Origin of the sequence: Spirosoma pollinicola (assembly GCF_002831565.1) — a bacterium.
Classification (GTDB): domain Bacteria; phylum Bacteroidota; class Bacteroidia; order Cytophagales; family Spirosomataceae; genus Spirosoma; species Spirosoma pollinicola.
Map to the genome: position 1 here is coordinate 3,446,472 of NZ_CP025096.1, position 18,092 is coordinate 3,464,563.

Consider the following 18,092-nt stretch of genomic DNA (forward strand, 5'->3'; position numbering starts at 1 on the left):
CTGTCGCCAGAGAGATGGAATATTTTTTAAACACCAGCAATTCGTCGCTGAATTTCAAGTACAACGTCGATAGAAGTCCCATTGTACTCCGCAATTTCCTCAACTGAGAGTTTGCCGCCCTTGAGTGCTTTAGTTATGGATTCCACTTCCTTCTTCTCTACTGCCTCACGAATTTTTTGTTTCTCTGCTTTAACTGCTTCGGCGTTAGCTGCTGTCACACGGGCAAAGTAAGCCCGTTCTTCCGGGGTCATCTTGCGCGTATCTAATTCGTCAATAGCTCGTTTGAGCCATTCCTCATTCCAAAAGGCTGGATACTGCGTGGGTTCGGTCGTATGGAGCGTCTTCATCGTATAAACCAACTTTTCTAAATCACTTTCTATATCAGCTACTTGCTTGTTAAACTTAGCCAATTCTACCGTAATAAACGTCATCTGATTGTCAATGATTTCACCCTCCTCACTTCGCAGGTTGGCAACGGTGTGAAAATGGGTCATTGGCAAAATGTTCTTGGCTAAAATGGCGATGGCGTAAATCTTAGGCAGATTGGCATAATCGAATTCGCCCCGCTCCACAACGGTATTGAATTGTGCAGGGCGTAAAACTTCATGCGTTGCACAAAATGTGGGGCTAAACCTAATTGCATTTCGACAATGAACTGACTACCATTTTCGTCGGTACAGGCTAAATCAAAAATGCCACTCCGGCTGTCAATAGTCAGAGCCTCGAAAGCATTTTTATCGAAATGTACTTCTCGGATAGGTGTATCCGATTTGATAAGGGCCTGCAACGCTGTACGAAGGAACAAACTGTCAGCTTCGTTACCGAAAGTAGCTTTGAAGCCGTAATCTGAAATAATGGGAATGTAAACGCCTGTCTCCATGTAGCAAAGTTAGCGTAAACGTCGAATACGTTGACCTTGTCAAATACGACCCGGAAATGAAAGGCAGAACCGACTTAATGTTTCATCTCCTTTGTCACACGTAACCCACCAATGAGCAACAGTTAAACTAACTCGTTGCTCCACTGTCGTCGGTAACCCGCCTTGTAAACATTTCATGGCCAGTTCACCCAACGACTACGGGTGTTGATGGTGAGCGCACAACTCACCTGAACACAAACCACTTGCACCTTTACACACCCGTCATGTTGGGCTGAAAACTCACCTTCGGGACGTGCTGCCTGTCACACGAGACCTGACTTAGCGCTTGCCAGCCAGCAAAAGAAAGACAACTATAAAAATTACCGCAATCAAAAAATAATCTTGATGTAGCCAACGCATATAGCGAGTGAACCAATCGTGCTTTGAGGGATTATTGATCCTCTCCAAAAAATCACTCCTCCATCCTCTTATGTAAGCGAGGGTAGAAAAGTAGATCAGAAGCATCATCCACACTAGCATCTCTGAGATACTTTCAAACATAACCTGTAGCCATATTTTTGGTATCTACTTTTTTAGCAATTCCTTTGTCACGGCAGACCCGAAATTTGCTTTTCGAGTTCCATGAACGGAGTCGTTACCCTTTGTCGCACACAAACTGACTAACGAGCCAACCCGTTGGCCTGTCGAGCCGGGAAGCCTGTCGCCGGTAACCCACCCTATAAGCACTTTTTGGCCGGTTCACCCAACACCTCCATGTGGTGATGGCGACGCAGGAGCCTTTACACACATGGCAGGTTGGGCTGTCAACATTGAATTTGAGGCCTGCACCCTGTCGCCGGAGAGATGGCGTAACGGGTTCTAAAGTAAATTATTTGTCTTTGGATTGCTTTTGCTGAACATTTTTGACAAACTCAGCAGATACTCCTGCGATGTCTGCAATTTGTTCAACTGTTAGACTCCCTGCCTTCAAAAGGTAAATGACAAATATTTCTTTTCCTTTGTCTAAGCCAACCAAATAAGCTGCGTCTTTCTCTACACTTACAAACTTGCTGATGCTATCCATAGCTATGTCTTTCAGATTGTTTTCTAAATTACGCAACTGCGCTAACACGCGCAATTGCTTGAAATACTTCTTTAACGGAAAATCACCGTTGGCCGTTTCCTCAATACGTTGGATAATTTGAGCCAATGCCCTTTCGGGACTATCTTCTTTGAAATTAGCCAGAACGCCCAAAACGACTTCTTCAGGCCGGACTGATTTGAGGAAGATATGATAGTCAAGTTCTGCAAAGGAAATTAGCCGAAATTTGAACTTCATCCAAGAACCATCTAGTTGGGTAGGCATTTGCGGTTTGGCTGCTCCCAAGTAGATAACATACTGCTCAACAGGAATTTCATACTTACGTTGCAGCATGACGTAGTATTCAGCCATGCGATAAACCATTTTGGGCTCGTCAGCTACCTGAAACTCAATCTGCAAAACATACGTATTACCATGACTATCGGTGATTTTCTTTAATACATCAGGCTTTCGCTCTTTAGTATGCTGAATGTCGTCGGGTAGTTCCTCGGCCTCAACAGCCGTGATGCCAAGTACATTTTGCATCAAACTCGGAATGACGGCTTCAATGTTTTCTTTGAATATTTTGTCGTACTGGCTGGCTTGTTTACCCATGAGGTAAAATTACCAGAAATAGCCGAAAAGTTACCAAGGTGTCATTATTAACTAAACGTGTAAACCTACTTCAAGACGAGACACCTGTCTTATTAAAACTCAATTGATAAATGTCGTTCGAAACCACTCAGGCAAAGCTGAAATAATATAGAACTGAATCATTTTTTTTGTATGATGGCTACACTATTATACTTTTCTGGTTTTTCTATAAAGAAACTATCATTGTTCATTGTACAAAAAATATAGCTGTGAGAATTCAATAAAATAATTTTCTTTTGAATTTTGTTCTCTAATATAAAGCTATAGGAAATATTATTCTTTATCCTATAACTATCATATTTCCCCAAGCTCCATGATAATATAGGCAAAACCACTATAAGATGAATAATGTTTGCTCTTAGTGAATCCCTAAATTCGATGAGCAAATCGCTACTGTTCAAATATAAATATGGTAAAAAACAGGCAGCCATTCCCCAAACAAACCATCTACCTGAAAAAATAGACTCTTCTTGATTTGGGTAAATGCCGTAGATAATTAAAACCCAGATTATTAAAGACGCAAATATAAATAATTTTGAGTTTACAATTTTGCCAATTCGAGTTTCGCTACCTCGGCCACTGCTGTATCCTAAAAAATCGACCATGACAACTGCCAAAATGAAATTTATTAGAATAGAAAATCCGAAGGTTATTAAGAAAGTATATGCCGTTATCTGTAGTATTTCATTATAATTAATAAACGCTAATCCATTAAGATTAAATGTCTGAAAGAAGGAAATAAAATAAATATAACTACACAGTACCACATAAGGAACAAGCGCCAATAGAATAGATTTTATTCTGTCAAATTCCATAATACAGATTTAATTCGGCAAGATTTATCTTTAAAAATTCTTGATTATCTATTTTTAAGATTCATTCAGCTTAATTCATCATTAGTAAAGTCTCTTATATATATTCGCAAGTTATGGTCTAGTCGTCTTTACTAATCAAGGTAAAATAACCTAGGTCTTTCAGGTCCGTTGACAGGCCAACTGCAACTCCAAAATGGAACCTATAACCTGCCCACCGGAGCTTTTGACCTGTCAACCGAAAGCCAGAAATTGAAAACTAAAAGCTGGCCTGTCGGGACGTGCGGTCTATCGACCGAATACTGGAACAGCAAGTAAAAAGCCTACCCTTAGAGCCGCGCTGTTTGTCGCCCGGAAGCTGAAAATACAAGTATTTTTTGTACCAACACCCAACGCCAACGGGTGTTGATGGTGAGCGAGTCACTCCCCTAAACACAAGCCACTTGAACCTTTACACACCCGTTATGTTGGGCTGCCAAGCTTTCTGTTGGGACGCGCTGCCTGTCGACGGAAAGCTACCCCACGCAGAGCGAAACTACATAATTTGATAGAGCAAGAAGCCAATCATGAACGGACTCCACCAAAACAGATAACTTATTTTGGTTGACCCTTATTTTTAAGCTTCTTGCGTACTGTATTTGTTGTGTCACGGGTCCTTTCTTGAGCAGACATAACAGAGGATTTAAATGAAGATAAGCTGTCTTTCATCATTCTGTTTTCTTGTCGCAACTCGAAGTTTTGCTTGTCTGAGTACATATTACCGAAAAAGATGCCGATACTAATAAGTCCCGGTATGCCAACTCCTATAATTGTCCAAAGTGCAGTATCACTAATTCGATTTATAAAATTTGACTGAGGTGGCTCAGGCTGTACAAATTCGATAGTTTTTGGCAATTCCTGAACTCCGTTTAACTCAATATATTGAATGCATTTTCTTATCACTTCCTTTGCACGACTTATATCTGTAGATAAAGAATATTTATCTTGAAAGAAGTTATAAGAACTATTGAAAGGCTGGAGAAATGTTGATTTTTCGCCTAAATATTTTTTTATAACTTCTACCGTAAAATGTTCCCATATTCTACCATTATCACGGGTTGTTATATTGTCCAACTCTTTTAGCTGAACATTAAGAAGTTCCAATACTTTTTCTCTCTCTGTCATAAATTATTACTTTGTCGCTCATGGGCCGCCATCCAAGCCTTTACTGACCAAATGGGGCGTTTACTATGTCATACGGAGTCACCTGTCACCCGTGACCTCTCTATACGAAGCGAACACTCCCACAATCAACGTTTTGGGGCTTTGTGTTCGGGCAGGCAACAAAGCAAAAAAGCCGAATTTATTGCTAAAGTTCAATAAAAGTACAAAACTTGAGTTTTGCACTTCAGCCCGCCTGATGCAAAACACATGTCATGTGATATTATTTATAGTTTCATCATTTGCTTATCGACTTCAGCTACAAATTCAGATGTTGCAGTTATAAGATTTTTAATTTCACCTTTCCCTATTGTATGTTCCTTGAATGACTTAGTTTCTTTGTCGATTTTTGTTTTTCCATTTCGATGAACTATGTCATGTCGAATTTGAATTGCAACAAAAATACTTTTCATATCTTTTGGAAATTCTACTGCAAACGTGTCCTTAAACATGGGTTTAATGGTTTGCAGGTTATGATAAATTATTCCGAGTATTTCGTCGGTTACTATTTCTTCAATTTTATCATATTTATTATAAATCTCAGAAAGTGTAAATTTATGAGCGTTTTCATTCCCTTTGAATTTAGGATACGTTTCAACAAACTTCCTTAGATAAAGGGTGTTTTGAAAGATTGTGTTTATGAAAATATCTGATAAGTAAGTCTCAAGTGATGTGATAATGTTCGCATATAGCAGATATGCGATAAGTGTATCCTCACTAGATTTATATTCTAGTTTAATATTTACATCAGAAATCATTTTTATATTATCAAGAAAGGTTTGATAAACTGTCTTTCTATCTTGTTCAATATTTAAGCTTGGAAATAATGATTGAATTTGTTGTAAATTTTCGAACCTTCTTCTTAACTCAACTAAAGCTTGCCTATTTAAACCAAGTATAGAGATTGTAACTTTTCCTTTGTCAGTGAGCCCATTCAATAATCCAGAATTCACATCCAATTCTATGTGTTCATTGGGATCTTCAATTGAAGGATTAATCAATAATGCATTCCCATTGTCGTCAAGTGGAAAGTGGTTTGCTTTACTAATATTACACACTTGACAACAGAGAATTAAGCTCTTCCATTCAAAAGCTTTTCTGCTATATATGCTTTTCGGGTAAAAATTGTCAATATTGGGTAAGCTAGTGAGATTCAAATCACATTCACAATAACCACACTTGTTATTAAATTCTTTTATGATATCCGGACGAATTTGTCTAAAATACCTCTGGTAGTTTTCAATACTTAGTTCTAAATCTTTAAAATACTCTGGTTCTTTACGTTGTACAAATTTCATTTAGATTATCTGTTTATAATATCACAAAACGCGCCAATTACCGCACTTTCAACAAAAAAATACGCACTTCTTATTTTGTGTTACTCTATCTCCTGCGAGCCAAATCTGTTGGGGCGTTTGCCTTGTCGTACGAACGCTGACATGCAAACCTAAACCTGACCTGTCGGGGCGTTTCTTATGTCAACCGAAATTTGCTTATCGAGCCGAGCTGCCTGTCGCACACAACCTACCGCTACGTTACTGGCTGTTTACCTTCACCCAACATATATATGGGCGCGAACTTGCGGAACTATAACATTCAGATTATCAGTCGTTGCTAGTTCCGCGAGCCTTTTTGTGAGTAATTGGTGTCCGGCTATTAGTAAAGGAATATATAAGTATCAATAATTGCAAATATTGTAACAAAAAAATGAGAGGGATTTTTACCTCTAATCGACTTCCGACAGAAGTTTGTCGGCAAGTTGAGTTAAGCCCACTGTGGCTGGTTCGGCAATGAAGGTGACGTTATCTTTTTTGTGCATGACCGGAATGTTCGGGTCAACGACATAAATGGGTACCCCGTCCTGTACCACATACACGAGTCCTGCCGCCGGATATACGTTGAGCGACGTGCCGACAACAATAAAAATATCGGCCTGGTCAGCTATCTCTAGAGCAAGGTCCATCATAGGAACGGCTTCGCCGAACCAGACGATGTGCGGGCGCAACGGCGACCCTTTTGCACAGAGGTCACCTGCTTTTATTTCCCAGCCTTCGATGTCATAAATAAGGGATTCGTCAACCGATGAACGGGATTTGAATAATTCGCCGTGCAGGTGAACAACGGTTGACGAACCCGCCTTTTCGTGCAGGTTATCGACGTTCTGGGTAATGATGGTCACGTCGAATTTATCTTCCAGCTTCACGAGCGCATAATGACCAGCATTCGGCTGAACGGTGAGTGCCTGCTTGCGACGCTGGTTATAAAAATCCTGTACGAGTGCCGGGTTGCGTTTCCAGGCTTCAGGGGTGGCAACGTCCTCAATGCGGTGATTTTCCCAAAGGCCGTCCGATGCGCGAAAGGTTGGAATACCGCTCTCGGCACTAATGCCGGCACCAGACAGAACAACGATTTTTTTGCGAGTATCCATAAAATCAGGAGAAGTTAAATTTACTTATTCCACCACAATTTCATCTGTTGACAGCCAGGTTTTTTCACCTGCATTGGGGTGTCCCGCAGGACAAACGCCCGCGTTTTTGGCCCGGATTCTGACATACCGCGCCCGCGCCGTTTTAAAGTCAGCAACAACAGGTAAGATATCCCAGGGGCCCGTCAAATCATAGTTTACGGGTCGGGCAATGGCATCTTTATACTCTTTGCCATCTTTCGATAAAGCAATTTCGACCGAGCTTGGCGGAAAGCCTTTTTCCAAAATGATCTTCAGGAAATTAAGGGATACTTTCGTTACGCTCGTTACGTCGCCGAGGTCAATGGTCATGTCCATGTCGGAGCCGTAGAAATTTACCCATTCGCGCCGACTGCGGGGTGTATCGCCCCGAACGCCATCGGTTAGTTTCGCGGGTTTGGGATCACTGTTCCGGTCGGGTGCCAGGGCGTAGGTATAGGGTTTATTTTTTCCTTTGTGCAGCGTAAACGTCTGGGTGAGCCGCCCACCCGTAGGCATCCCCCCAGTCTGTGTAATAGCCCGCAGGGTCGTTGTTTTAGTCAGAGTAATTGGGCCGATGTATTCGGTACTTTGTGCATTGGGTTCTTTGCCATTCAGCGTATAAAAAATCTGACTATCGGTGTCCAGCTTTTTTAACAGGACCTGAATCTGCCCCTGATCGTTGGCTTGCGTACTGGCCGAAATGTCGAATAGTCGTTTGGCATAATTGACGCCGGTAAGCCTGGGTAAGTGATTTTTAAGCCGTTGGGCAAAATCCTCGAAATTATGCACACCGGGCTGCATCCAGGCTACTTCGGCTAAAGCAATCGCTCGCGGGAAGGCCATGTACTCAACAGATTCGGGGGTGGGCATGTATTCAGTCCAGATGTTGCCCTGTACACCTAATATGTATTTCTGTTCGGCGGCTGATAGCTCCGTCGGCATGGGCTCATAGGCATACACCTTATCGAGTGGGAGGTAGCCACCAATAGCGAGGGGCTCGGTGGCAGGGTTGCCCTGATAGCTGTCGAGGTAGCAGGTACCACCGGGTGTCATAACGACCGTATGTTTTTGTTTGGCAGCCGCTATGCCTCCCTCAGTACCCCGCCAGCTCATTACAGTCGCGTTGGGCGCTAAACCTCCCTCCAGAATTTCGTCCCAGCCAATAATTGAGCGGCCTTTGCTGTTGAGAAATTTCTCCATACGCCGGATAAAATAACTCTGAAGTTCGTGCTCATCTTTGAGGTTATTTTTCTTCATCAACTCCTGACAAAACGCGCTTTGTTTCCAGGCCGTTTTGGGGCATTCATCGCCCCCGATGTGAATGTATTTTCCGGGAAACAGGGCAATCACTTCGGTCAATACATCCTGTAAGAAGGTAAACGTCTTTTCGGAAGGGCAGTACACATCATCCGAAACACCCCATTTTGTGAACACCTGATAGCCCTTAGCGGGGTCACAGCCCAGTTCGGGATAAGCCGCCAGAGCCGCCTGCGCGTGACCGGGCATTTCAATTTCAGGAATAATGGTCACAAACCGACTCTGCGCATATCGGACTACATCTTTGATTTCTTCCTGCGTATAAAAACCAGTAACAGGCTTTCCGTCAAACTGCTGCGGGTAATTCTGGTAATACTGACCAACAATCGACTCGGCTCGTTTGCTGCCGATCTGTGTCAGTTTTGGGTATTTTTTTATCTCAATGCGCCAGCCCTGATCTTCAGTCAAATGCCAATGAAAGGTGTTCTGCTTGTACATCGCCATCAGGTCGATGAATTTTTTGACGAAGGTGACAGGCATGAAATGGCGACCCACGTCGAGCATTAATCCCCGATAGCCAAAGCGAGGTTTGTCCGTGATGGCGCAGGCCGGCATAGTGGCGGGGACCGCTGCACTGACAGGCAACAATTGACGCATCGTCTGGGCGGCATAAAAAAGCCCCTTTGCTGTGGCGGCTTCGGCCAATACCCGAGCGGGTGTAATGGTCAATTTATACCCTTCATCGCCCAGATTCAGCTTTTTGTTGAGGGTGAAAAAAATGTTCGCTCCCTTTGCCAGAGCCGGACTTGCCGGGACCACCGCAAGCGCTAATCCATTGGTCGTTTTGGCCTGACCTGCAAAGGTTTGAGCCACGGCTTTTACCGTTGCATCGGTTGCGGGCGACACGACAATGCGCGTGTTAGCCGTTGCTGTAAAATGCCCCTCTTGACCGGAAAATCGGGCCGGAAACGGTATAAGATTATATTGATTGTCAGATTGAGCAAGTACGGTGCTGGATAGTAGTAAAAGAAAAAGCAGGTGTTTCATGCGGTGAAAAATCAGCGATTGGGTTGTTTAGCTGGCAAAATAGCAATGATTTTGCTGAAAGGATGTCAAAAACAAAAAACCTTCCGGCATGGGAAGGTTTTTTGTTTTTGACTGAATTCGACCGGCTTACTTTTTCGTAACCGCTTTCTTTGCGGGGGCGGCTGGTTTCTTGGTTGCTGTTGCCGTCGTTTTTGCCTTGGCTGGAGCTTTGCTGGTTGTCGCTTTAGCCGCTGCCGTTTTTTTAGCTGGTGCCTTAGCCGCAGCGGGATCGTCGCCCGCTAGTTTCAGGCAGTCTTCCAGGGTCAGCGTGGCCGGGTCAACGTCTTTGGGTATCTTGACGTTGCGTTTGCCAACGGCCAGATAAGGTCCATACTGACCATTTACGACTTTAACAGCCGGATTCTCCGGAAACTCCTTAATGTATTTGTTTGCTTCAACGATGCGCTTGGCCTGAATCAGTTCAATGGCCCGCTCCAGCGTTAAACCTGCAAGGGATTCGTTTCGGGGCAGGGATACATATTTATCCTCGAACTTGACATAAGGACCAAACCGACCTTTGCCAGTACTAACCATCTTGCCTTCAAACTCACCCAGGGCTTCGCTGATGGCTTCGGCTCGTTTTTGCTGGATCAGCGCTACGGCCCTACTTTCGTCAATGGTGTAAGGGTCATCTTCCCTGGTTAGCGAAACGTATTTGTCATCATGTTTCACGTAGGGGCCAAACTTGCCGATTCCGATAATCATTGGTTTATCTTCAAAGAAACCAACTTCGCGGGGTAGGGTGAACAGATTCAGGGCATCTTCCAGCAAAATGGTGTCGATCAACTGACCATCGCGTAGGTTAGCATACCGGGGTTTTTCGTCGTCGCTGGCTTCACCAATCTGAACGTAGGCACCATATTTGCCAAGTCGCGCCGAAACGGGTTTACCGCTGGCCGGGTCGGCACCCAATACGCGCTCGCCGGTTTTGAACGACACGCCCGACGAACCCTGTATATCTTCAATGTTCTTATGAAAATCGCCATAGAAGCCCTGAAGCATGGTTTGCCAGTTCATCTTCCCGTCGGCAATTTCATCAAACTCTTTCTCTACCGTAGCGGTAAACTTGTAATCGACGATATCGGGGAAGTATTCGACTAGAAAATCGCTGACAACAACACCCGTGTTTGTGGGGAATAGCTTGGCTTTTTCGGAGCCAAACGTCTCTTTACCACTGGTTTCGCTGATCTGATTCTGCTGAAGGGTGTACTCGACGTATTTACGTTCCAGACCGGGTTTGTCTTGTTTAACAACATAGCCCCGGTTTATGATCGTCGAAATGGTTGGTGCGTAGGTCGATGGTCTGCCGATGCCCATTTCTTCCAGTTTCTTCACTAGAGAGGCTTCGGCATAGCGTGGTTGCGGCCGGGTAAATTTCTCGGTGGCTTTCATCTGGCCCAGGTTCAGACCCTGGCCAATGGTGAGCGGAGGCAGCATTCCCTTGGCATCTTCATCATCCTCGTCATCTTTTGATTCGAGATAAACACGAAGAAAACCGTCAAATTTGATCACCTCACCCTGAGCTACCAGTTCGGATGGAAAATTCCGGGCTTCACTTTTGGGTGTCTCTACAAACGGACTATCGTCAACATTCGACTGAAACGTCGTTGTTGTACTATTGGCAAAGCGAATCGAAATCGTAACGGTTGTCCGTTCGAGTTGCGCATCGGCCATTTGCGAGGCAATGGCGCGTTTCCAGATCAGTTCATATAACCGTTTCTGGTCGCGGTCGCCACCGGCATTCCGATCATTGAAGTTTGTCGGGCGGATGGCTTCGTGAGCTTCCTGCGCCGACTCGTTCTTGGTCTTGAATTGCCGGGTTTGAATATATTTATCACCAAACTCCGAACCGATTTCGGCTACGGCCTTGTCAATGGCTTCCTGTGAGAGGTTAGTCGAGTCGGTACGCATGTACGAAATTTTACCGGCTTCATACAGGTTCTGGGCAATCCGCATGGTGCGATCAACCGAATAGCTCAATTTACGGGCCGACTCCTGTTGGAGTGTCGAGGTCGTAAAGGGTGGCGCGGGTGATTTCTTTGCTGGTTTGACTTCCAGATTCTTGATCGAAAACGATGCACCAACACAGGCTTCCAGAAACGCACGGGCTTCACCCGGCGTAGCGAAATTCTTTGGCAACTCGGCGTTTAATACTTTACTGCCATCAACGATGAACTGCGCGGTGACTTTAAAGGATGATTTTGCCGCGTGTTTGTCAATTTCGCGTTCCCGCTCAACAACAAGCCGCAACGCCACCGACTGCACCCGGCCGGCCGATAAACCGGTGCTGCCGCCTTTAATTTTACGCCAGAGTACAGGCGAAAGCTCATAACCCACCAACCGGTCTAGAACTCGCCGTGCCTGCTGGGCATTGACAAGATCTACATCGATAGTGCGGGGTGACTTGATGGCGTTCAGAATGGCATTTTTCGTGATTTCCCGAAAAACGATACGTTTGGTGTTATCGCGGAGACCAAGGGCTTCTTTCAAGTGCCAGGAAATAGCTTCTCCCTCGCGGTCATCATCAGTTGCCAGCCATACTTCATCAGCCGACTTGGCCAGTGACTTCAATTCACTAACTAACTTCTTTTTATCGGGCGAAATTTCGTAAGACGGTCGGAAGCCATTCGCCACATCGACGGCAAGCCCATCTTTAGGCAAATCGCGAACGTGACCAAAACTGGACTTCACCGTAAAGTCTTTTCCAAGATAGCCTTCAATGGTTTTCGCCTTCGCCGGCGACTCCACTATGACTAAGTTTTTCGACATAATCGATGTTTAAATTGAAACTGTCTCCACTACCATTTCCCACGAATCGAGCCAAATATAGACGCAAAAGCACTGACTTGTACAAGACAGGCTATTTACGGTGAAACAAATGCGGAGGATTGGCGGGTTGCCAGAGCGGTTATGTATTGATAACACCAGGTAATCAGACTCAGTTCGTATAAAACCGTCAAAACCCTTATAAATGAGCTAAAATGGCCTGTTTTCTTATAAATTGTGGCTGGTTATTTTAACTTGACACGGGGTTGATGAACCCTGAAAAACAGACAGGAATAATTTTTGATTATTTATGCTGGACAGGGTAAAACGCATCGCTGTTTTTGCTGGTGCAACCATGTTGATTACTAGCTAAATAATTTTTAGTTTGCATGTGCTGTTTCTGTAAAAAATGCAGAATAAAGTAGCCCCACATGAAGTACACCCCAATTCAGAATTATATAAATGGGCAATTTGTCAATTCAATAACCGACCGGTCATTGGATGTCGTTTCTCCGATTGACGGCACACGGTTATCGACCGTTCCCCTGTCGACTGCGGTCGATTTAGACATAGCGGTACTGGCAGCAAAAGCAGCTTTTACGGCCTGGAGTCGGACTACCCTTAAAGAAAGAGTTCAGGTATTTTTCCGGTACAAAACGCTGCTAGAAAAAAATCTGAACGAACTGGCCCTACTGGTTCAGGAAGAGAATGGCAAAACGTACGATGAAGCTGTTGCCGAAATCGAGAAAGGGGCTGAGCTCGCCGAATTTGCCTGTTCGTTGCCGCAAATTGTTACTGGCGAAGTGCTGGAAGTGAGTAGGGGCGTAGAGTGCCGAACCGAACATGTGCCCCTGGGTGTGGTTGCCAGCATTGTGCCGTTCAATTTTCCGAGTATGGTGCCCAACTTGACAATTTTAAATGCCATCGCACTTGGTAATTGCATGATTATCAAGCCGTCAGAAAAGGTGCCGTTGAGCGTAGGGCGATTGGCCCAACTGTTGCAGGAAGCGGGTTTGCCAGCGGGTGTTTTTAACATTGTTCACGGCGATAAAGAGGTTGTCGAAGCCATTTGCGATCATTCGGGCATCGAAGCGGTCTCGTTTGTGGGTTCTACAAAAATTGCCAAAGCGGTGTATAAACGGGCAACCGGCAACTACAAACGCTGCCTGGCATTGGGTGGCGCTAAAAACCACCTGATTGTATTGCCCGACGCGATTCCAGCCATGACGGCTCAAAATATAACGGCGTCGATGGCCGGTTGTGCAGGCCAGCGCTGCATGGCGGCTTCGGCTATGGTGGCTGTGGGGTCGGTCGACCACATTATTGAGAAACTTTGCGAAGAAGCGCAAAAGCTTGTGACCGGCAAAAATCTGGGAGCCGTCATCAATCGGGCATCGAAAGACCGCATTGAACAATACATCACCGAAGCGGAAAGCCAGGGGGCTAAGATTCTGGTAGACGGCCGCAATCTAACTGTCGATGGGAAAGTAAACGGCACCTATGTTGGGCCAACTGTCATTGATTACGTAACGCCGGATATGGCCATTGCCAAAGAAGAAGTTTTTGGTCCGGTTATCAGCATTATGCGGACGAATACGGTCGATGAAGCACTGGACATTGAAAACGCCAGTCCGTATGGAAACGCGGCCTCTGTTTTTACGCAAAACGGCGGCATGGCCCGATACGTAATCGACAAAGCCAGTGCCGGCATGGTGGGTGTGAACGTGGGCGTGCCTGTTCCGCGCGAACCCTTCTCGTTTGGCGGCTGGAACGAAAGCCGATTTGGTGTGGGCGACATTACGGGTAAAAGCTCCATCGAATTCTGGACGAAATTCAAAAAAAGTACGACGAAATGGAACCCCGAAGCGGGTATAAACTGGATGAGTTAGACAACTTCAAACAACAGAAACATGCTTGACACAGCAACGCTTTCCGAAACGCAGGAAGTCCTTCAGGATAATTTCGATTATACCATGTTTGCGTGGAGCAAGCAGAAAAATATTTCGCCCATTGCGGTAAAATATGCCAAAGGCGTGTACCTATACGATTATGACGACAAGCGGTATATCGACTTTTCATCGGGCCTGATGAATGTCAATATCGGGCATGGTAATCAGCGGATAACGGAGGCTGTTGTCCGGCAAATGCAGGAGGTGAGCTACGTGACGCCCTATTGTGTAACTAAAGTTCGGGGGGAGTTGGGTAAGAAACTGGCCGAAATATGCCCCGGCGATCTTAACAAAGCATATTTCACCCTGTGCGGTGCTACCTCAAATGAGGCAGCCATCAAACTGGCTCGATTATATACAGGACGGCACAAGATCCTGAGTCGGTATCAGTCCTATCATGGGGCTACCTATGGAACGCTTTCCGTTGGGGGCGACCCCCGCAAACTACCCGATGATTCACAACAGGCACCAAACTTCGTACACATTGATATTCCCTATCGATATCGGTGGAATCACGACGAAGAAAGCATGTTAACGGATTCGGTTGCTCATTTAGAGCGCGTCATCGCTTACGAAGGACCAGGCAACATAGCGGCTATTATGCTGGAAGGGGAGTCGGGTACGTCGGGTTGTTTGCAATACCCCGTCGGCTATCTGGCTGCCGTCCGGGAAATCTGCGACAAGTACGGTATTCTCCTTATTATCGACGAGGTGATGAGTGGTTTTGGCCGCACGGGAAAATGGTTCGGCTTTGAAAATCACGGTATTGTGCCCGACATGGTCACGATGGCTAAGGGTATCACGAGCGGGTATATACCTTTTGGATGTTTGATGGTAACGGATAAAATCGCTGCCCGCTACAATGACACCGTCTTGGCAACGGGTATGACCTATGCCGCCCATCCAGTGGGTTGTGCCGCAGCGCTGGAAACGCTGAAAATTTATGAGGATGAACATCTGATTAAGAACACCGTTGAGATGGGAAAATACATGGATGCTCAGGCGGCACTCCTAATGCAAAAGCACCCGTGTATCGGCGATTTTCGAAATACGGGCCTGCTCGGTTGTTTTGAATTAGTCAAAAACCGGACGACAAAAGAACCAATGGCCCCCTTCAATGCAAAGCCGGAGGAAATGGCGGTTATGGCGAAAGTGGCCGCTAAAATAAAGGAGTTGGGCATGTACACCTTCGTTCGCTGGAGTTACGTATTCGTGGCGCCCCCATTGTGTGTTACCAAAGAGCAAATAGATGAAGGACTGGCAATCATCAGCGAGGCATTGTCGATTGCTGACGAGTATGTAAGGTAAAAAGGTAACAAAACCAACTACCGTAGGCCAGAGACTAATGCAGGCACTAACCGATGAAACCGTAGTTGAATCATCCGCTCTGTATAGCGAAGATTTAGCGCCCATTCCCGCGTCGAAGCAAACGTGAAATACCTGGAATTTTGCTGCTCTGTGGATCAGTATGAGCCTGTGTATTCCCTACTACATGATGGCCAGTTCGCTGATTCAGGGGGATGAACTGGTGGCAGGCCATTTTACCATCTTTCTGGGCAATACAATTGTGTTGATTCCAATGGTCTTGAATGGACATGCCGGTGCCAAATACGGGATTCCCTTTCCGGTGTTGGTGCGGTCCAGTTTTGGCACTAAAGGGGCCAATATTCCGGCTTTGTCGCGGGCCAATGTGGCCTGTGGCTGGATTGGCATCCAAACATGGATTGGTAGATTTTCTATTTACCAGATGTTTCGGTTGTGGATTCCGACACTGGAAACATTGCCCCAGGTCTTCACAACTTCATTTGGTCTGCAAACGGGCCCGGCTATCTGTTTCTTCTTATTCTGGCTGCTGAATATTCACGTCGTATACCTTGGCGTTAACAGTATCAAGAAACTGCTGATTTTTAAGGCGTTCTTTCTGCTTGTCGCGGCACTGGCGTTACTTTGGTGGGCTATTTCGGCTGGAAATGGACTGGGACCAATTTTAGAGCAGCCCGCTAAATTCACCTCACCGGCTACTCTCTTCGCCTTTTTCTTCCCGGCTCTAACAGGCATGGTTGGTTTCTGGGCTACCCTGTCGCTCAACATTCCTGATTTTACGCGCTTTGCCTTCAGCCAGAAGGCGCAGGTAAAAGGGCAGATTATTGGACTTTCATTCTTCAAAAACAAAGGATAAACAATACATTGTACTGCGGGCCTTCGAAGCTGGCTGGGGTGGTGTCGTCTGGAAACGCTCGGAAGTCAGGTTAAAAACTTGTCGTTCCGGTATTCGGCGATTGATTAAGGCGGCACCAAAAGATGAGGTTCAACAATATCGAGCTCATTTCCAACCGTCCGCTGGAAATCAACCTGTGAGAAATAGCCGAATGCGTCCGATTATTCCCGGATCGGGCCATGATCGTGTTGTTAATGGCTGATAACTCACGTGAAAAATGGCATGAATTAATTGCCCAGGTTGAAGACACTGGCGTACACGGTTTCGAATTAAACTTCGGTTGTCCGCACGGCATAACCGAACGTGGTATGGGGGCGGCTGCAGGGCAGGACCCGGAAATTGCCAAAATGGTGGTGGAATGGGTTATGGAGAAAGCGACCATCCCGGTCATTACCAAGCTGAGAGCCACCGTTCACTCCGTAGTGCCAACGGGTCGTGCATCTGTAGAAGGCGGCACGAATGCACTGTCGCTCATTAACACAATACAGTCGATAACGGGTGTAGATCTGGATACGTTTGTGCCTAACCCTTATGTGGCCGGAAAATCGGTTTTTGGCGGTTATTGCGGGCCTGCGGTGAAACCCATTGCCTTGAAAATGCTAACGGCCATCGCGCAGGACCCGATAACCTCCCGTGTGCCCATTTCGGGTATTGGCGGGGTTAGCACCCGGAAAGCTGCTGTATAGTTTATGCTCCTGGGGGGCTCGAACGTTCATATTTGTACGGCTGTTATGAAACACGGCTTTCGCATCGTTGAGGACATGTGCGATGGAATGACTAACTGGATGGACGAAAAGAGTTTCAAAACCCAAACCGATCTCGTTGGAAAATCGGTCCTTACCATTACGCATTGGGAAGATCTGGATATCAATTATCACATTGTTGTCAACATCGATCAGAACAAGTGCATCCATTGCGGCCTGTGTCATATCGCCTGCGAAGATACCTCTCACCAGTCGATTATTTTGTCGTATGGAGACCCATTCAACACCTATTCGATCAAAGAGGATGAATGTGTCGGTGCAATTTGTGTAAGTTAGTGTGCCCCGTCGATAGCTGTATTTCAATGGTAGAGCAGCGAAAAGGCGATGAATACGTAAACTGGAAAGAATTTCAGGCTCGCGGACTACCGCTGAATGACCATTGACTAAGGAGCATGATAGAGATTAGACACGCTACATCGGCTGATAATGAGCAAATTTGGGAAATAATTCAGCCGGTAATTTCAGCCGGTGAAACGTACGTTTTCGCCCCGGATTCTTCAAGAGAAAAAATGCTCGCTTACTGGTGCGGTCCAGACAAACACACCTACGTGGCGGTGCTGGACGGTCTGGTAGTGGGAACGTTTGTGCTTAAAGACAATCAACCTGACTTAGGTTCACATATTGCCAATGGCTCTTATATGACGCTGGCATCGGCATCAGGCCAGGGGGTAGGGAGGGCAATGGGCGCGTTTTCGATAAACGAAGCGAAACGGCTGGGCTATAAAGCCATGCAGTTCAATATAGTAATCAAAACGAATGAGCTAGCCGTACAATTATGGCAAAAATTGGGATTCAATATAATTGGCGAAGTACCAGAAGCCTTTAATCACAGGCAACATGGATTGATAAACGCCTATATCATGTACCGTAAACTCTGATAAACTGTCAATTCACGATTTACACAAAAACTGATCGGTATAAAGTCGAGTTTGACGCATGACCTTTTCTTAGGGTCATGACCCTTTGTTGAGATTGTTGTTGGGCAGAATTGTCTCGTACC

14 protein-coding genes and 1 pseudogene are annotated in these 18,092 nt (G+C 45.6%); 6 read left to right on the forward strand and 9 right to left on the reverse strand.

All coding sequences use genetic code 11. The features are described from left to right. Nucleotides 1–26: 26 nt before the first annotated feature. The 9 genes from CWM47_RS40040 to topA form a co-directional block, all read right to left on the reverse strand. Entirely contained in the window at nt 27–494 is a 468-nt protein-coding gene (locus CWM47_RS40040; RefSeq protein WP_317046733.1) for a hypothetical protein, read from the reverse strand. 17 nt (nt 495–511) lie between these two features. Next, on the reverse strand, nt 512–880 hold the full coding sequence (locus tag CWM47_RS40045) for a PD-(D/E)XK nuclease family transposase (protein WP_317046734.1): 369 nt from the start codon (nt 878–880) through the stop codon (nt 512–514). An 868-nt stretch (nt 881–1,748) separates the two neighbouring features. After that, on the reverse strand, nt 1,749–2,555 hold the full coding sequence (locus CWM47_RS14385; RefSeq protein ID WP_100988647.1) for a hypothetical protein: 807 nt from the start codon (nt 2,553–2,555) through the stop codon (nt 1,749–1,751). 158 nt (nt 2,556–2,713) lie between these two features. Continuing rightward, nucleotides 2,714–3,409, reverse strand: a complete 696-nt coding sequence (locus tag CWM47_RS14390) for a hypothetical protein (RefSeq protein WP_100988649.1) — start codon at nt 3,407–3,409, stop codon at nt 2,714–2,716. 591 nt (nt 3,410–4,000) lie between these two features. Beyond that, on the reverse strand, nt 4,001–4,570 hold the full coding sequence (locus CWM47_RS14395; RefSeq protein ID WP_100988651.1) for a hypothetical protein: 570 nt from the start codon (nt 4,568–4,570) through the stop codon (nt 4,001–4,003). A gap of 263 nt (nt 4,571–4,833) precedes the next feature. Next, nucleotides 4,834–5,904, reverse strand: coding sequence for an HNH endonuclease family protein (locus CWM47_RS14400; protein WP_100988653.1), 1,071 nt, complete (start codon nt 5,902–5,904; stop codon nt 4,834–4,836). Between the two features lie 428 nt (nt 5,905–6,332). Beyond that, nucleotides 6,333–7,034 carry an SIR2 family NAD-dependent protein deacylase gene (locus CWM47_RS14405; protein ID WP_100988655.1) on the reverse strand — a complete coding sequence of 234 codons (702 nt, stop codon included), beginning with the start codon at nt 7,032–7,034 and terminating at the stop codon, nt 6,333–6,335. Nucleotides 7,035–7,058: 24 nt separating this feature from the next. Continuing rightward, nucleotides 7,059–9,356: a glycoside hydrolase family 20 protein gene (locus CWM47_RS14410; RefSeq protein WP_100988657.1), complete on the reverse strand. Its 2,298-nt coding sequence runs from the start codon at nt 9,354–9,356 to the stop codon at nt 7,059–7,061. 126 nt (nt 9,357–9,482) lie between these two features. Beyond that, the gene (gene topA / locus CWM47_RS14415; RefSeq protein WP_100988659.1) at nt 9,483–12,164 is read right to left on the reverse strand and encodes a type I DNA topoisomerase; all 2,682 of its coding nucleotides are present in this window, start codon (nt 12,162–12,164) and stop codon (nt 9,483–9,485) included. A gap of 428 nt (nt 12,165–12,592) precedes the next feature. Between topA and mmsA the strand changes: the two genes are divergently transcribed. The 6 genes and pseudogenes from mmsA (at nt 12,593) to CWM47_RS14440 (ending at nt 17,970) form a co-directional block, all read left to right on the forward strand. Then, on the forward strand, nt 12,593–14,050 hold the full coding sequence (mmsA, locus tag CWM47_RS14420; protein WP_100988661.1) for a CoA-acylating methylmalonate-semialdehyde dehydrogenase: 1,458 nt from the start codon (nt 12,593–12,595) through the stop codon (nt 14,048–14,050). A 21-nt stretch (nt 14,051–14,071) separates the two neighbouring features. Next, complete coding sequence (locus tag CWM47_RS14425) at nt 14,072–15,418, forward strand: aminotransferase class III-fold pyridoxal phosphate-dependent enzyme (RefSeq protein ID WP_100988663.1); 1,347 nt, start codon at nt 14,072–14,074, stop codon at nt 15,416–15,418. 142 nt (nt 15,419–15,560) lie between these two features. Then, nucleotides 15,561–16,289: pseudogene (locus CWM47_RS14430) on the forward strand (cytosine permease); the annotation flags it as partial. A gap of 218 nt (nt 16,290–16,507) precedes the next feature. Then, nucleotides 16,508–17,014: a tRNA-dihydrouridine synthase gene (locus CWM47_RS39200; RefSeq protein ID WP_240625906.1), complete on the forward strand. Its 507-nt coding sequence runs from the start codon at nt 16,508–16,510 to the stop codon at nt 17,012–17,014. A gap of 45 nt (nt 17,015–17,059) precedes the next feature. Next, a complete protein-coding gene (locus tag CWM47_RS39205; protein ID WP_240625907.1) occupies nt 17,060–17,368 on the forward strand; it encodes a 4Fe-4S dicluster-binding protein in 309 nt (102 codons plus the stop codon). Between the two features lie 116 nt (nt 17,369–17,484). Continuing rightward, on the forward strand, nt 17,485–17,970 hold the full coding sequence (locus CWM47_RS14440; protein ID WP_206170641.1) for a GNAT family N-acetyltransferase: 486 nt from the start codon (nt 17,485–17,487) through the stop codon (nt 17,968–17,970). Nucleotides 17,971–18,092 lie beyond the last annotated feature (122 nt).

Coding starts and splice junctions, on each gene's coding strand:
- CWM47_RS14395 (WP_100988651.1), bottom strand. CDS start 4,570: ATGACAGAGAGAGAAAAAGTATTGGAACTTCTTAATGTTCAGCTAAAA.
- CWM47_RS14405 (WP_100988655.1), bottom strand. CDS start 7,034: ATGGATACTCGCAAAAAAATCGTTGTTCTGTCTGGTGCCGGCATTAGT.
- CWM47_RS14410 (WP_100988657.1), bottom strand. CDS start 9,356: ATGAAACACCTGCTTTTTCTTTTACTACTATCCAGCACCGTACTTGCT.
- CWM47_RS14425 (WP_100988663.1), top strand. CDS start 14,072: ATGCTTGACACAGCAACGCTTTCCGAAACGCAGGAAGTCCTTCAGGAT.
- CWM47_RS14385 (WP_100988647.1), bottom strand. CDS start 2,555: ATGGGTAAACAAGCCAGCCAGTACGACAAAATATTCAAAGAAAACATT.
- CWM47_RS39205 (WP_240625907.1), top strand. CDS start 17,060: ATGAAACACGGCTTTCGCATCGTTGAGGACATGTGCGATGGAATGACT.
- CWM47_RS40040 (WP_317046733.1), bottom strand. CDS start 494: ATGACCCATTTTCACACCGTTGCCAACCTGCGAAGTGAGGAGGGTGAA.
- mmsA (WP_100988661.1), top strand. CDS start 12,593: ATGAAGTACACCCCAATTCAGAATTATATAAATGGGCAATTTGTCAAT.
- CWM47_RS14390 (WP_100988649.1), bottom strand. CDS start 3,409: ATGGAATTTGACAGAATAAAATCTATTCTATTGGCGCTTGTTCCTTAT.
- CWM47_RS40045 (WP_317046734.1), bottom strand. CDS start 880: ATGGAGACAGGCGTTTACATTCCCATTATTTCAGATTACGGCTTCAAA.
- CWM47_RS14400 (WP_100988653.1), bottom strand. CDS start 5,904: ATGAAATTTGTACAACGTAAAGAACCAGAGTATTTTAAAGATTTAGAA.
- CWM47_RS39200 (WP_240625906.1), top strand. CDS start 16,508: ATGATCGTGTTGTTAATGGCTGATAACTCACGTGAAAAATGGCATGAA.
- CWM47_RS14440 (WP_206170641.1), top strand. CDS start 17,485: ATGATAGAGATTAGACACGCTACATCGGCTGATAATGAGCAAATTTGG.
- topA (WP_100988659.1), bottom strand. CDS start 12,164: ATGTCGAAAAACTTAGTCATAGTGGAGTCGCCGGCGAAGGCGAAAACC.